This is a genomic window from Massilia sp. BAP21 (genome assembly GCF_057801335.1).
This window is the reverse complement of sequence record NZ_CM173596.1, coordinates 5231303-5248776: the sequence shown is the minus strand read 5'-3', so window position 1 is coordinate 5248776 and position 17474 is coordinate 5231303. Positions and strand designations below refer to the sequence as shown.

Below are 17474 nucleotides of genomic sequence, written 5' to 3'. Positions count from 1 at the left end.
AGTGTCGCACCGGTCAGGTGACAGGGCGATCGAGACAGACAGCAAACAACAAATTCAACATGAAACAGTTCTCCAAAAAGCAGGTCGTTAGCAAACTTCGTGACGCATTTCGTGTTGAAGCCCTGGAACCCAGGGTCCTGCTGTCCGCCGACCCCATCCTCGGGTCGGCTGCGCTGATCGTGCCCGACGCCGTGGTCCACGCGGCGCCGAACAACGACTACCTGACCAGCGGCGCGCTCGCACTCAGCCACGTCATGGCCGACCAGGCCTACGCCGGCGCCGGCGCCGGAACCGCCGCGGTCGCGCCCGACCGCCACATCGTCGACCTGGCCGAACTGGCGCGCCAGCCTGGCACGCCGGGCGACACCTTCACCGTGGCCGCCAACGACATCCTGAAGGGCAGCGGCACCGTGAACGTCTCGGTGCTGAACAACGGCGTCGTCGCTCCCGGCTACTCGCCCGGCATGCAGACCGTCGATTCCTACACCCAGACCAGCAACGGCACGCTGCAGATCGAGATCGGCGGCCTGGAGCCGGGCAGCGGCTACGACCAGATCAACATGTCGCACGCCACGCTGGCGGGCAAGCTGGAAGTGAGCCTGACCGGCGACTTCAAGCCGGTCGACGGCCAGGTCTTCGAGTTCATGCACTTCGATACCGTCAGCGGCAAGTTCGAGCTGGCCACCGGCCTGGTGCAGGCCGGCGACGACATCTTCTTCGAGCTGGTGCAGGACGCCCACTCGCTCAAGCTGGTCACCCACGTGCTCGACCCGATTACCGGGGCGATGATCGACACGGTCGGCGGCGACGCGGCCGACGGCGTCGGCTACTTCCTGAACAACGACTACTTCCCGAGCATCCCGCCGCTGTCCTTCCACGCCAGCCTGAACTTGGGCGGCAACCTCTACCTCGACGGCACGCTGACCATCGACTACGCCGACGGCAGCACGCTCGATCCGGTCACCGGGCAGGCCATGGCCACCCATATGTGGCTGATCGGCTTGACCGACGCCGAAGGCTTCCTCGGCATCGGCGGCCCGGCCGGCACCCCGGGCGCGCTCGGCGTGGCGCTGCACGACGCCGACGTCGGCTTCGCGTTCGTCGAGCCGGCCAATGGCGGCACCCGCGGTGGCGACTATGGCTGGGTGCTCGGCCACGGCGTGATCGGCAGCGTCGGCATGGTCGGCGTGCCCGGCCTGACGCTGGCCGCGAACGACCTCGCCTTCGACCTGAGCTACGGCATCGGCACGCTGCCGGGCGGCCTCGCGAACCACACCACGCTCGACCTGTCCGGCGCGCCGCTGACGGCCGGCGGCTTCACCTTCGGCAGCGACGGCAGCGCCGGCGAGTACACGGTGCTCTCGGGCCAGGCCCAGCTGAACCTGGGCGGCCTCGACATCTCGGCGCGCATCGGCCTGTCGGTGACGGCCGACGAGATCGTCATCGCCGGCGACGCCGTGAATGCCGGCTTCGGCGCCGGCGGCTTTGCCGTGGGCGTCACCGGCGGCTCCTTCGGCCTGGTGCTGGGTGCGCACGGCTATGCCTTCGAAGCCTCGGGTGGCCTGAGCCTGACCGGCGGCAGCTTCGCCGACATCGGCGCCGACAGCGCCAACCTGCGCGTGAATACGCTGGCGGCCGACATGAGCGGCCGCGCGATCGACTTCGCCGGCTTCGGCTACACCTTCGGCAGCCTGAAGGCGAACCTCGGCCTGCAGGCGAATGTGATCGGCTTCCACGCCTCGCTGGGCGAGGGCGCGGTGTCGCTGGCCGGCGACTTCGGCTTTGCCAACAGCGCCGACGGCAACACCCTGGACGTGGTGGCGCGCAACGCCAGCGCCAGTATCGGCGCCGGCAACTACATCGTCGGCGTGGCCGGCGCGGAACTGGGCATGCGCCTGGGCACGAGCGGCACCCTGCTGGAAGCGCGCGGCGCCCTCGACGCCCACCTCGGCAGCAACGTCTCGCTGGTGGCCGACACCGTCGCCCTGCGCTGGAACGACACCAACAAGAACGCGGGCGCCGTCGCCCTCAACGTGGGCGGCCTCGACTACGCCTTCGGCGCCGGCCTGATGGCCGGCCTGAAGGAAGTGGCCGTCGGCGGCGCCAGCCTGAACGTGGGCGGCTTCGTGCAGGCGAGCGGCAGCTTCGTGGTGCGCCGCACGGCCGGCGAAAAAGTCAAGCTGGCCGACGAAGCCGGCACCGAAGTCACGGTCGACATGCTGACCGTCGGCGCCGCGCAGGCGAACCTGTTCGCGGGCGTCGAAGGCGGCAGCAGCGATGAACTCGGTGTGAAGATCGAGAACGTCGACCTGGCCCTGGCCCTGATCAGCAAGAAGGGCCTGCCGCAGGTCAGCTGGACCGCGCTGAAGGCCACCGCCGACAGCGCCGGCTTCGTCGGCCTCGACGCCTTCACCCTGGCCGCTTCCGACATCGTGGTCGAATACAACCAGGCCAACGTCGTCGGCAGCCCGGTGATCGACTTCGGCGCCAAGGCCGTGAACGTGGCAACCGCCCCGGGCGAGGAAGTCGAACTGGACTTCGACGGCGCGAAAGGCGCGCTGACGGCGGTCTCGATCGGCCGCGCGACGCTGGTCATCTCGGATTACATCTACATCAGCGGCAGCCTGTACCTGGAAAAGAACGGCACCGCCTCGGTCGACGTGGTCACCGGCCTGCCGAACGGCCTGGCCCTGGACACCGACCCGGTGCTGTCGGCCCTGGCCGCGATGGACGGCCTGAGCGAAGATCGCAAGCGCATCGAAGGCATCCAGGTCGCCAGCCTGCTCCTGAGCGCCACCGACGTCGACATCTTCGTGGGCCTGGGCCCGTACTTCATCGACGCCAACAACAACGGCCTGTTCGATGCCGACGAAAGCCTGAATGACGAGCGCCTCGGCTTCACCCTGGACGACATCGACGTCGGCCTGGTGATGATGAACACCACGCGTGGCGCCGACCCGGCCGGCCTGCTGCCGAACTTCTTCGCCATGCGCCTGGACTGGCATGCGCCGATCAACGTCGACATGGACCTGTTCAAGTTCACGATCGACGAACTGCACCTGGACGTGAACGGGGGCGGCGCCTGGAAGGGTTCGCCGAACCTGATCCATCCTTACGTCGACTTCTCGACCAGCTTCGAGGGCGGCCTGGAGATCCCGGTTGCCGCCGGCAACCCGATCGTCATCAACTACAGCACCGCCGTGATCGGCGTGACCCTGGAAAACGCGCTGCTGAACGTGGGCGACATGTTCCAGATCAGCGGCGACTTCGCCTTCGAGAAAACGAAGGGCATCGAGGTCGACGTGATGACCGGCCTGCCGTCGCTGCTGACCGGCACCGCGGCCGGCCTGAACAGCCAGCTGGCGAAGTTCAAGGTCGACGGCTACCTGTCGGCCGACAACAGCAAATTCACCGACCTGCCGGTGGACATGATCAGCTTCGGCGCCTCGAACGTGCAGATCGTGGTCGGGAATGCCGGCGACCCGCTGTTCACGATCGACGACATCGACGTCGGCTTCGTCATGATGCACGCGTCGCGCCAGGTCGACACCGCGCGCGTGATCCCGAACATGTACGCGATGAAGGCCAACTGGGCCCAGCCGGTGCATGCGGACTGGGGCTTCATGCAGCTCGAGATCGACGACCTGACCATGGCCCTGAACAAGGGCAGCAACTGGGCCGGCCTGAAGGTCAATCCTTACGTCGACTTCCAGTCCAGCTTCGGTGAAGACGGCCTGGGCGTGCACACCGGCGGCGACGACGTGATGCTCGACTTCACGCGCTCGATGATCGGCGTCGAGGTACGCCATGCGCTGATCCGCCTCGACGACTTCTTCTACATCGAAGGCGGCTTCGCGCTGGAAAAGGCGGAATCCGTGCTGGTCGACGTGGTCACCGGCTTCGGCGCGCACTCGGCCGAGGGCGGCCTGAAGCTGAAGGACCTGATCCTCTCGGGCCAGGTGGCGCCGGACGACTTCACGCGCATCAACGATCTGTCGATGAGCTCCTTCACCATGGGCATGTCCGACATCAAGCTGTTCGTCGGCAGCGGCCCGTACTTCGTCGCGGGCCAGGACGAACCGGCCGAAGGCGCGGTCGGCCTGGTGTTCGACAACATCGATCTCGGCCTGGTGGTCTACAAGGATGGCCTCGGCATCGTGCCGCGCCTGTGGGCCCTGTCGGCCAGCGCCGACACGGTGGCCTTTACCGGACTGGACTTCCTGAGCCTGTCGGCCGAAGGCATCAGCGTGCGCGCCAACGGCGGCACCGCCTGGGGCGGCAGCAAGGTCAACGCCTACGTCGACTTCAAGAGCACCTATGGCGACGCCGGCCTGCGTGTCGCCACCGGCAACGCGCCGGTCATGATCGACTACACCGACGGCCGCACCGGCGTCGAAGTGGCCAAGGCTACGCTCGGCATCGACGAGTTCGTGTGGCTGCAGGGCGGCTTCGCCTTCGAGAAGGGCGAGCGCCAGACCGTCAACATCGACACCGGCCTGCGCTTCAGCGAGGTGACTTCGGCGCCGACCCTGGCGCGCCTGAAGGCGCAAGGCGCCAAGGTCTCGGAAGACGGCTCGACCATCGAAGACGTGTCGGTGAACACGTTGAACATCGGCATGAGCGACGTCAATTTGTTCATGGGCTACGGCATCCCGGACTTCGACTCCGGCGTGCCGCTGTCCGAGCAGGCCGACACCTATGGCGTGGCCGTGCGCGACGTCGACGTGGGCCTCAGCATCATGAACGCCGTCTCGACCAGCCTGAAGCTGCCGCAGATGATGGCAATGAAGGCCACCGCGGGCGAATTCGCCATCGTCGGCGGCGGCAGCGACTTCCAGCTGTCGGGCAAGGAGATCGAAGTCGCCCTGAACTGGAGCAGCGGCTGGTCGGGCCTGGCGGGCAAGCGCCCGACGGTCGACTTCGCGTCCAGTTTCGAGGATGGACTGGAGATCAAGACCGGCAACGCGCCGGTGGTGCTGGACTTCGGTCCGGGCGCCTTCATGTCCGCCAGCCTGAACAACGCGACCCTGCAGGTCTCGGAATTCCTCTACGTGAGCGGCAACTTCGCGCTGCGCCGCGCCGACGACACCCTGGTCTCGGCCGCCACCGTGGGCGGCGTGCGCTTCGATAACGTGCGCGCCTCGAGCATGGAGCTCGGCGGCAGCAACCTGCAAGCCTTTGTCGGCGTCGGCGGCCCGTACCGCACCGACAGCAATGGCGACGGCCGCATCGACGGCAAGGACGCCGTCAACGACGGCGCCACCGGCCTGGTGATCGACGACTTCGACTTCGGCGCCGCGATCCTGAACACCAAGTTCGATCTCAGCAACCCGCTTGTCCAGAAGGACACCAAATTCACCGCGATCAAGGCGCACGGCGAAGGCATCCACTTCGTCGGCTTCGGCGACTTCATCGAGTTCGACCTGAACGACCTGAACGTCGGCATCAACATGTCGAACCGCCAGGGCCTGATCGGCGATTTCACCCGTAACGGCACCTCCGCCGGCTACAGCGTGGCAACGGGAACCGGCACCACGCCAATGGTGATCGACTTCGCCAACGCGGTCATCGAGGCCAACGTCGGCCATGCCTACGCCAACGTGGCGGGCATCCTGAGCCTGGAAGGCGGCTTCGCCTTCCAGAAGAAGACCCTGGAAAACATCGGCTTCAACGCCCTCGGCGCCGAGATCATCGGCCAGGGCAGCGCCCTGGTCGTGGCCGGCACCAACGTACACGCCTTTGCCGGCATCAACGGCCCGTACCGCACCGACAGCAACCGCGACGGCGTGGTCGACGACAAGGACCCGGCGAACGGCGACGCCATCGGCCTGGCCATCGAAGACCTCGACTTCGTGCTGGCCCTGGTCAGCCCGCAGATCGCACCAGGCCTGGACATGCCGGGCGTGAAGTTCTACAGCGTGGCCGCGCATGCGGCCAGCGCCGGTCTGGTCGGCACCGACCCCTTCCTGACCCTGGAAGCGAACGACGTCTCGTTCCACATCAATGCCGCCACCGTCGGCGGCAAGCCGGCGCCGAGCGTCTACCTCGACTACACCGAGATGGCGGGACAGGGCCTGTTCGTGCCGACCGGCAGCGCCGGCGAAGGCATGCTGCTCGACTTCGACAGCAATACCATCGGCATCGGCCTCGACGCCCACCTCGGCCTGTTCGATCTGTTCGACTTCGACGCCTCGTTCGACTTCAGCTTCAACCTGCCGACCATCCCGGGCTTCCTGCCGACCATCAGCCTGAAGGGCATCGGCGACCTGCTGCCGGAATTCTCGCCGAACCTTGACTTCCTGAGCGGCGCGCTCGACTTCATCAAGAACTTCGATCTGTCGATCGGCTTCGACCCGAACTTCGGCCTGAACCTGTTCGGCACCATCGACTTCCCGGACATCACCCTGAACCTGGGCGACTTCGTCTACTTGACCGGCGACTTCCAGCTGAACGTCGGCGAAACCTTCACCGGCACCATGTACACCGGCCTGCCGGCCGAAGTCGGCCTGGTCGAGGACGCGCTGAAAGCCGTGCTGCCATCGAGCTTCGGCTCGGTAATCGACATGCTGAAGTTCATCGGCGACGTGTCCGACGATTACTCGCGCATCGACAACGTCGGCTTCAAGGGCCTGTCCTTCGGCGCCTCGAACGTCTACGCCTACGTGGGTCTCGGCACGCCAAGGTACGTGGAAGACCCAGACAATGCCGGCAAGCTGATCCTGCAGAACGCCGACGACCTGACCGGCTTCAGCATGGAAGGCATCGACGTCGGCCTGTCCGTCTTCAAGGCCGACCTGCCGGACTTCTTCAAGGCCAAGAACTTCTTCTCGCTGTACGCGCACGCCGACCAATTGACCACCTACGGCTTCGGCGACGTGATCAAGCTGAAGGCCCAGGACATCACCATCGAGGTCAACAGCGGCGGGGAACTCTTCGGCGGCAAGATGCGCTCGACCGCCGACTTTGCCGACAGTTTCAAGGCCGACCCGCTCACCGGCCGCCCGGCCGGCTTCGAAGTCAAGACCGGCGGCACCCCGGTCTACATCGCCAACCGCGGCAACGACCTGCTCGGCCTGGACATCGGCCTGGCCGAGATCCAGGTCTCGGAATTCCTCAGCCTGCGCGGTTCGCTGGCATTCCGCAAGGGCGAGCGCCACGTCGTGGACGTCGATCTCGGCGGCCTGGAACACCTGGGCGATGGCCTGGGCAGCCTGGCCAGCAGTGGTTACGTGCCGGGCCAGCCGATGCCGCTGGAGATGGAGTTCCTGACCATCGGCGGCAGCAACCTGACCGGCTTCGCCGGCGTCGGCGGTCCTTACCGCTACGGCGAGGATGCCAACAACGACGGCCTGCTCGACAGCATCAACGAAGGCGCGGTCGGCCTGGTGATCGACAACGTCGACTTCGGCCTGGCCATCATGACCCCGACCCTGGCCGGCCTGATCCCGGGCGCGGAACAGTTCACGCCGAAGTTCGTGGCCGCCAAGGCCCACGTCGACACCGCGCGCCTGGTGGGCGTCGATCCGTCGCTGCTGTCGGTCCAGGCGAACGACGTCTCGGTGAACATCAACACCGCCTACGTGCCGGGCCTGAGCGGCCCGGGCAACCTGGCCCTGCAGCTGTTCGGCCCGCCGTCGGTGAACTTCCGCTCCACCTTCGACACCTCGCCGGAAGACCTGAACGGCAACGGCGTGCTCGACGCCGGCGAAGACCTCGACCGCGACGGCAAGCTGGCCGAGAACGGGTTCGCGCTGCCGACCGGCGGCAACACCGCCGTCATCCTCGACTTCGACACCGAGATCATCCAGGCCAAAGTGGGCTATGCCCAGATCGACCTGGCCGGCTTCGTCCAGCTGTCGGCCTCGATGGCCTTTACCAAGCGCGGCTCGGAAACCGTGACGCTGTCGAACGGCGAAACCACGACCGTCACCTCGCTGGCGATCGGCATCAACGACGCCTACGGCTTCATCGGCGTGGGCGGCTACTGGCAGGATTCGAACGGCGACGGCCGCATCGACGAAGCCGACACCCCGGACACGAGCGCCGTCGGCCTGATGATCGAAGACCTCGACCTCGGCCTGGTGGTAGCGAAAGAGCTGGTCATCGGCCTCGACGGCCTGAAGGTCGGCGTCTACATCGCCACCGATGCCGACGTCGACATGGTCGGCCTGGTCGGCGTCGACGGCGCCACCCTGCAGGCGGAAGACCTGGTCCTGCAGATCAACACCGGCCTGCGCGCCACCATCAATACCGGCTACACGCGCGACGCCGCCACCGGCGCCGTCTCGTACAGCGGCGCCGGCGTCTCCTTCGGCCTGACCACGATCGACTTCTCGAAGAGCAGCTGGACCGATCCGGACGGCGGCGTGCACCAGGGTTACGCGGTCGAAACCGGCAACGGCTTCGAGCCGGTGGTCCTGAACTACAGCGAACAATACCTGCGCGTGCAGGGCCAGGCCAAGCTCGACATGTTCGGCCTGGTGCGCATGGACGGCGTGTTCGACATCCAGGCCAGCGCTTCCGGCCTGGTGATCTTCGCCGACGTCGAATCGTCGATCGGCGCGGGCGGGCTGTCGATGTCTTCGCACGCCACCGGCCTGCTGTCGGTCACCGCCGACGGCGTGGCGATGCGCCTGAACCTGACGCGCAACCTGGACCTGGGCGCCGCGATCAAGCTCGACGCCGCACTGGCGCTGACCCTGAATACCACCGGCAAGGACGTGGTCTACACGGTGCCGGAACAGTTCCGCGACACCGTCCACTTCGAGAACAACGAATACGTGGTGTCCGCCACGCCGCCGGGCAAGCCGGACTGGCAGGGCATGTACGTGGCCCTGGTCGGCGACGGCCAGCTGTCGCTGATCGACGGGGCCATCGACCTGCAGGGCAGCTTCGGCGTGATCGTCTCGCAGCACGGCGCCGAACTGGCGGCCGAAGCCACCCTCAGCCTGCCGATGCTCCAGCCGCTGTCGGTCACCGGTAGCCTGGGCATCGTTGCCAACGGCCTGTACGGCAGCTTCGAAGTCGGCGGCACCGGCCCGGATTCCGTCCTGATCGACGGCGGCGCCTTTGAAGTCAACGGCCACTTCCTGCTCCAGGTGAACACCACCGACACCGTGCAGAAGGTCCGCGCCATCAACACCGCCGGCCCTGGCTTCGTCGAAGTCGGCCTGGCGGCGCAGTCGCTGCACATCGCCGGCAGCGCCGGCATCAATGTCGGCAGCGCCGTCCACATGGAAGGCGCGCTCGATCTCACCATCGACCGCTCCGGCGTCACCGCCCAGGCCGACCTGTCGCTCGAACTGGGCGTGCTGGGCAGCGTGCAGGTGACCGGCGCGATCGCCTTCATCGAGGCCGACGAAGGCCTGGTGTTTGCGCTGCGCCTGGGCACCAACGTGACCCTGGGCACCGGCGAACTCGGGATCCAGGCCAAGGCCATCCTCGAGATCAATACCAGCGACACCAACGCCTATGCGGGCGTCGCCGCCGGCACCACCTTCAACCTGGACCTGGACGGCGAACTGCACATCCTCGCCTTCGACGTCGGCTTCCACGGCGGGATGAGCCTGCAGAACGACGTGTTCCGTCTCGAGCTGAACGCGAACCTGAACTTCTTCAACTTCATCAACATCGACATCGGCGGCTACGTCGAGTCCGATGGCGACTTCGAGATCACCGGCGCCGCCAACCTCCACGTGGGCATGGGCCCGCTCGAACTGAACGCCGGCATCGCACTCGGCTTCAGCAACCGCGGCATCTCGGCCAGCGTGTATGGCGAACTCCGTCTCGAAATCGACATGGGCCTGTTCTCCATCGGCGGCACCCTGGCGGGCTTCCGCGGCGAGGTCGAACTGACCGCCGCCAGCGCCCACCTGGCCGCGCGCGTGACCATCATCGGCATCAGCGTCGATGCCGACGCCTTCTGGAGCTGGGGCGACCCGCCGAAGCTGGCCACCCAGGTCGGCGACACGCTTTACCTGAGCATGGGCGACACCTCGGGCCGCTACGGCTCGGGCACGCTGTACGACCGCACCGTCAACGAAACCTACCGCATCGACGGCGACGCCGCCGGCAACATCGTGCTGTCTTCGCTCGGCGTGACCGAGCGCCACTCGGGCGTGAAGAAGATCGTCGCGCGCGGCGGCAGCGGCAACGACGCCATTTTTGTCGGCGGCGGCGTGGTTGCCGTGCTCGACTTCGACGGCGGCGACGGCAACGACAACTTCACCATCATCAACGCCGGCGCCGGCAGCGTCGTGCGCGGCGGGGCAGGCAACGATTCCTTCGTGGGCGGCAGCGCCACCGTCAGCTACTACGGCGACGCCGGCAACGACCGCTTCGTCGGCGGCGACGGTGCCGAGTACGTCGACATGGGCAGCGGCAACAACACCCTCTTCGGCGGCGGCGGCAACGATACCTTCTACATTTCCGGCGCCACCGACACCCTGGACACCGGCAACGGCAACAACACCATCTACGTGTCGGGCGACGGCTACCTGAACGTGCGCGGCGGGGCCGGCAACGACCGCCTGGTGCTGGCGCCGATCAGCAGCACCGCGCCGCTCCAGTTCAACGAACGCCAGCTGCGCGCGAATGCCCGCACGATCGACTTCAACGATGCGCTCGACCGCATCGAGATCACCGACCTGGCAGCGGTCACCCGCATCAGCAGCGGCATGGTCAATGGAACCAACGCCTCCTGGGGCTCGACCGACTTCGCGCTCGAAGCGGCCGGCCTGGTCGACGTGCGCAACGCCATCTTCGTGGCGCCGAACGCGCGCCTGTCCATCCACGGCGCAGGCATCCAGGGCACCCTGAACACGGCGGTCGAGGAAATCTCGATCGTCAACCGCGGCACCGCCGGCTTCAACGACATCGTGATCCGCGAGCGCGACAGCCTCACCGTGGTCGAATCCGGCCTGCTGGTGGCGAACGGCGCCATCGACGTGCAGCTGGCTGCGCGCGAAGCGCTGTTCTCGCTCGACGAAGGCGCGATTGCGATCGGCGCCGGCAACGGCGCAATGACCATCGTGGCCGACGACGTCGACTTCCGCTCGGGCGACAACCGCGTGAGCGGCCAGGGCCAGCTGACCCTGAAGTCCATGCACGCGGCGCAGAACTACCGCATCGGCGGCGCTGCCGACACGACCTACGGCAACGACCTCTCGCGGGCCGGCGCCACCGGCAACTTCGACCTCGGCGAGCGCGACCTGTCGGCACTGCGCGACGGCTTCGCCGCCATCAATGTCGGCCACGACGCCGCCGGCGTACGCATGACGATCGGCGACGTCGAAGACGCCGTCGTCGGTCCGTTCTCGTTCTCGAGCATGCTGCGCGACGCGGCCGTGTTCACGGCCCAGCACATCGCCATCGTCGGCGACATGCAGTCGAACGACACCATCACCATGAACGCGCGTACCCTGGAGGTGCAGCGCCAGAACACCCGCACTCCGTTCGGCGGCCCGGATTCGGGCATCACGGCGAACAACGTCGCCCTGAACGTGGGCGAGCAGATCCTGGTCAGCGGCTGGATCCTGGGCCAGAACAGCGTCTCGGTCACGGTCTCGCACAGCACCGGCATCAACGCCCTGCAGGCGACGAGCGCCGAGATCAATTCCGTCACCGTCGACCAGAGCGGCCGCATCGCCGTACTGGGCGCGAACGGCCGCGTCAACGTGACCGGTTCGCATGGCATCGTCGTGGCGGGCAACGTGGCCGCCGACGCGGCCGGCGCCGCGCTGACCCTGCATGCCGGCACCGGCATGACCCTGAAAGAGGGCGCCATCGTCGGCGCCCGCGGCGACAACGGCGCCGTCAGCCTGGAAGCGCAAGGCTACCTGCACCTGCTGTCGGGCAGCGCGGTACTGGCCGGCGCCGCCGTCGTCCAGCAGGGCGACGACTACGTGACGGTCCTGAGCGGCCGCGACGCCACCGTGCGCATGAGCACCGCGGGCGAGCTGGTACTCTCGGGCAGCCTCAGCTCGGCATCCGCCGTGACCCTGCATTCGGGCGTCTCGACCCATACCTACGCCGATTACTTCGACACGCTGCCGGGCAAGGTCCTGGCCAGCACCGGCGACGCCGGCCGCATCGCGGCCATCATCGACGCCCTGAACCACGGCCAGCTGAGCGCCGATCTGGCCAGCCTGTTCGCGGGCCACGGCCTGGCGCTGCAGGACGGTGCGGCCGTCAGCGCCATCGCCAACTACACCCCGTTCGACAGCCTGACGCAGGCCCAAAAAGACCAGGTCGCGATCGCCCTTGGCTACACCGTTCATTCCGACGGCGGCTACTGGAATGCCCTGACCGGTACCTACCGCGCCACCCTGGCGGGTGCCAACGGCCCGCTCTCGAACGCCGGCTACACCGCCTACAGCGGCCTGGTGTTCGTGAATGCCGGCGCCGCCGCCGGCCACCAGGTCGTGCAGTCCTTCGTGCAGGGCGTCTCGGCCGACTACAGCAACGCCACCATGAACTGGGGCGCCGCCGGCGCGCCAGCAGCAGGCACCACCTTCGAGAACCTGAGCGCGGCCCAGAAAGCCGTGGTCGCCGCTTCGCTCGGCTACGAGACCGACACCAGCACCGGCAAGGCTGCCTACTACAACTACAACGCCGCACCGGGCAAGAAGCTGGTGTACGGCTTCTCGGAAGGCGCGGTCACCGACTACAGCAATGCCGACATCCACTGGGGCGGTGCCGGCGCACCAGCCGCCGGCACCGCCTTCGAGAACCTGACTACGGCCCAGAAGAAGGTCGTGGCGGGCGCCCTCGGCTACGACAGCTACGAAGGCACCAGCTACGTCAACCTGGCGGCCGCCAAGGGCCAGCAGGTGGTGAGCGGCTTCGCCGCCGCCGGCGCCGACTTCGACGTGAACGCGATCGACTGGGGCGGCGTGCGTCCGCCGGCGGCCGACGCCTCGTTCGAGCAGCTGACCCAGGCCCAGCGCGCCATCGTCGCCGACAAGCTCGGCTACGCCGTGGTCGAGCGCCAGGTGCTGGTCAACGCCGCTGCGGCGGCCGGCAAGCAGGTGCTGGCGACCCTGGAGCAGGGCGTCGACTACAGCAACGACACGCTGGATTGGGGTAGCGTCGACAAGGCCAGCGGCACCACGGCCTTCGCCGACCTCGCCATCGAGCAGCAGGACCGCGTGCTGCAGGTGCTGGGCTATGCGCGCTTCAACGGCACCGTGTACCACGACGCCGATGCGGCCCCAAGCCAGGCTTATAAACTCAGCTTCGCGCAGGGCGCGAACGGCGACTACCAGAACAACGCCATCCGCTGGAGCGACGTCGCGATTCCCGACGCCGGCACCGCCTTCGACAAGCTGAGCCCGGACCAGCAGTTCCGCGTGCTGAGCCAGACCGGCTACGCGCACTATGAGCAGACCGTCTACCTGAAGCCGGGCAGCGGCGACAAGAGCCTGGTCACCGGCTTCACCGAAGGCATCGACTACCGCAACGCCGCCATGAACTGGGGCGCCGTGGCGCCGCAGAACAGCACGCGCTGGGTGGTCACCGACGGCAGCAGCGAATACATGGTCTATGCCTACGACGCCAAGGGCGACGGCAAGATCGAACTGCAGATCCTCGATCCTCATGAACTGCTGGGCCAGCGCGGCTTCGGCACCCTGATCTCGGGCACCATCACGACCCTGCAGGACAATGCCGACTTCACGGTGGGCGGCAGCGACGCCGCCATCGTGCGCGGCAACATCAATTTGAACGGCGCCGGCGCCGACCTCACGGTCCAGTCGGACAAGTGGGTCTACTGGGAAGGCGTGGCCAAGGTCAACGGCGGCATGTCGCTGCTGGGCGGCGTCGCCCTCGACGGCACGAATCTCGGCGGCGCGAATGCCGACGGCACCAGCGTCTACGTGCACGCCAGCTCGGTCATCAATACCCAGGCCGCGGGCAGCGCCATCGTCATTTCGGGTGGCCAGGACGTCGAGCTGCACGGTGCGATCGTGGCCGGCGCCGGCATCGGCGAACACGGCCTGGTTGCGGCCGGGCTTGATGCCACCGTGGCGATCACGGCCGGCCAGCAGATCCTGGTTGACACCGCGATCGCGGCCTCGAAATCGGTCAGCCTCGCCACCACCGGCGTGGCGGGCGCCGACGACAACGGCTATTCGATCATCATCGGCACTGCCGGCGGCCTGAGCGCGCTCGGGCAGACGAGCGACAACGCCGGCGGCAGCGTAACCGTGCAGGCAAGCGGCAACGTCACCATCGGCGGCATGATCCTGGCCGGCGGCCACGTGGTCAGCGAGCGCGTCGACGGCAAGCTGGTCTCGGAAACGATCGTCTGGGACGGTAAGGATTCCAGCATCAACTTGGCCGCGGGCGGCCAGATGTATTTGGGCATGCAGACCGTGTCCGAGTTCGGCGAAGCGGTCGAGATCGGCGCCACCATCCGCGCCAGCGAAGCGATTACCGTGCGCGGCGGCAGCAGCCTGGACGGCCTCGGCGTACGCATGCCGGGCGGCGCACGCCTGGCCACCAACAACGCGGACGGCCGCATCAGCATCAGCGCGGCCATGGACGCCCAGATCGACGGCGTGGCCGTGGCCGGCGGCGAGATCGTCGACCGCTATGACGCGCGCGGCCAGTTCCTCGGCAGCGACGTGAAGAGCTTCGGCGGTGCCTCGACCCTGTCGGTCACGGCCGGCGGCCAGGTCCGACTGAGCCACGACCTGAGCGCGGGCGCGGCCATCGACGTGCGCGGCGGTTCGGGCAGCCACCTGGCGCACGACGCCAGCCCCTGGGCCGACCAGGGCATTGTCGTGGGCGGCAACGTCCACCTCACCACCACCGGCGAAAACAGCACGCTCGGCCTGTCCTCCTCGGGCAACCTGGCGATCCTGGCGGCAGCCTGGAACGAAGAACTGCGCGCCGACGGCTTCGTCGAATTCGCACGCGGCGATTTGTCCGCGGACACGTCCTTCGGCATCGCGGTCGAACGCGAGAACGGCAGCGTCAATGCGGTCGTTGCCGTGACCCGTGAAGCGACGGGCGGCAACGGCGGCCTGGCCGATCTGCTGGCCGACGTCCAGCGCGCGCTCGACGCGGCGCTGGGCGCCGGCGTGGTCACGGCGCGTTTGGCCGATGGCCACCTTCTCCTGACCAGCAACTACCACTTCGGCATCAGCGCCGTCGCCGGCGGCCACGCCGAACGCCTCGGCTTCAGCCAGGTCGCAGCGAGCGATGCCAGCCATGGGGCCACGTCGTCCGCACGGAGCGTGGCGCTCGACGCCAGCGCGCGCGGCTCGGTCGTCAACCTGGGCCGCGCCGATGCACCGAGCGGCCAGATCTCGATCGAAGGCTATGTGCGCGGCCACAGCGGCATCAACATGTACGCCGGCACCCTGGCCGGCGGTAACCAGGACGTGCGCCTGACGGTCACCGGCACGCTCGAGACCCTGAGCGGCGGCATGGTGCTGAACCCGACCGGCAACGCGAAGATCGAGGGCAACCTGATCGCGGGCGGGCGCAATTCGGACATCGTCATCAACGCCACCGGCACCCTGCAGCTGATTGGCGACCTGACCGCCCAGCGCGACATCATCATCAACGCCGGCACCCGCGTGGAGGCGGGGCAGGTGAGCCTGGAGACCTTCAACAGCGCCCAGTTCAACACGATCGACCCGAACGGCCGCATCGTCCTGAACGGCCTGAACGACGTCGTCATCAACAACAACATCGGCGGCGACAGCAATGCGCTGTCGCTGCTGCAGATCGGCTCGACCTGGGGCACCGTGAAGACCGCGCTCGACACCGTGCTCACCAGCGGCACCCAGCTGGTGCTGAGCGGCGACAAGCTCGACATCGGCGGCACCCTGCGCACCACGGGCGCCACAGCGGCCACCTACGACCGCGAAGTCATCCTGCAGGCGACTAACGACATCCTGCTGCACGCCGACGTGAAGGTTGCCGGCTCGGTGCAACTGACGGCCGGCGGCGACATCGTGCTGGCCGGCGGCCAGCTGCTGGCGCAAGGCGCCGGCGCGCGCGTCGACATCACGGCGGGCGACGCCGTGCTCGTGGGCGGCGGCGCCGCGAACACCGCCAACACTGGATTTGTGCTGGCAGCGGCGAACGCCATCGAGATCAACGCCGGCGGCCGGTTCGCGGTGAACGCGGACGGCCAGCTGGCCACCGCCGCCGATGCGAGCCGCCTGGCCGTCACGGCCGGCAGCATCGTCATGAACGGCACCATGCAGGCCGGCGCGCTGTACGACAGCGTGAGCGGCACCACGTCCTGGAGCGGCCGCAACGCGACCCTGTCGCTGCGCGCGGCGCAGGACATCATGCTCGGCAGCGCGACCAATGGAGGCGATCTGCTGTCGACCGGCCTGGTGCGCCTGCAAACCGGCACGAACGCGGTCGGCCTGGGCTTCTCGATGAGCGTCACCAGCGCTATCGTGGCCGACGCCACTGGCTTCGGTGCCTGGGCGGACAGCCGCAGCGGCCAGGATGGCCAGATCGAGATCGTGTCCGACGGCGACGTCCAGACTCGCGGCCTGATCCGCGCCGCCGACAGCGACGCCGACGTCGCCATCACCTCGCGCTCGCAAGTGTGGGTGAACGGCCTGGTCTACGCCTACGACAGCCTGCGCATCACCGGTGGCACGGACTCCACTGGCGTGGCCGTGCTGGTCGATACCTACTTCGTCGGCAGCGACGGCGTGGAAAACAGCGGCGGCACGCTCGACACGGCGGCCGGCGGCAGCATCGTCGTCAGCGCCATCGACGCCATCCTGGTCGAAGGCACGGTCGGCAACGCCGACCTGGGCCGCGACACGGTCGGCTCGCTGTCGATCACGTCGACGGGCAGCGACGTCACCGTCCTGCGCAACATCAGCGTCGCCGACAAGGTCAGCCTGGTCGCGAACAACATCTCGGTCCTGTCGGGCGCCTACGTGCACGCGGTCGGCCAGCAATCCGACGTCTACCTGCTGGCGCGCGGCAAGCTGCTGGTCTCTGGCGAATACGTGCTGGCCGACCCGCACGTGCCGGAAGCCCTGATCGAAGCGGGCCGCCTGATCCACCTGGCCGGTCCGAAGGTCGAGATCAACGGCCGCATCCAGGCCGGCCCGGACAACGGCACGCTTGATTCGCGCGTGCTGGTCTCGGGTGGCAGCGAAGTCAGGATCGGCGGCCTGGTCACCTCGTCGGGCAGCATCGATATCAATGCCGGCGTCAACATGAACTGGACCCGCACCCAGATGGAAGGCGTGGTGAATTCCGCGGTTCTCTCCGGCGGCGCGGTCACCATTTCCGGCCAGGCGACCATCAACGCCGCCGGCAAGATCAGCGTGCATGCGGGCGGCGACGTCACCATCAGCGCCGACAGCAGCGTCAACGCACGCGAAACGATCAAGGTCCCGGTCTACACCACGGTCGCGGACACCGTGCAGGTCGTGACCGGCTACACCCAGGTTGCCGACGGCACCACCAAGGTGCAGGTGCAGGTG

Annotated in this window: 1 protein-coding gene (cut by a window edge); it reads left to right on the top strand. The window is 67.7% G+C overall.

Going from position 1 to position 17474, the window contains the following annotated elements:
* Window positions 1–59 precede the first annotated feature (59 nt).
* Window positions 60–17474 carry the 5' portion of an LEPR-XLL domain-containing protein gene (locus ACWYRN_RS22980; RefSeq protein ID WP_488690119.1) on the top strand. 16989 nt of this gene lie beyond the right edge of the window, so only the first 17415 of its 34404 coding nucleotides appear in the window; its start codon is at window positions 60–62; its stop codon lies off the right edge, out of view.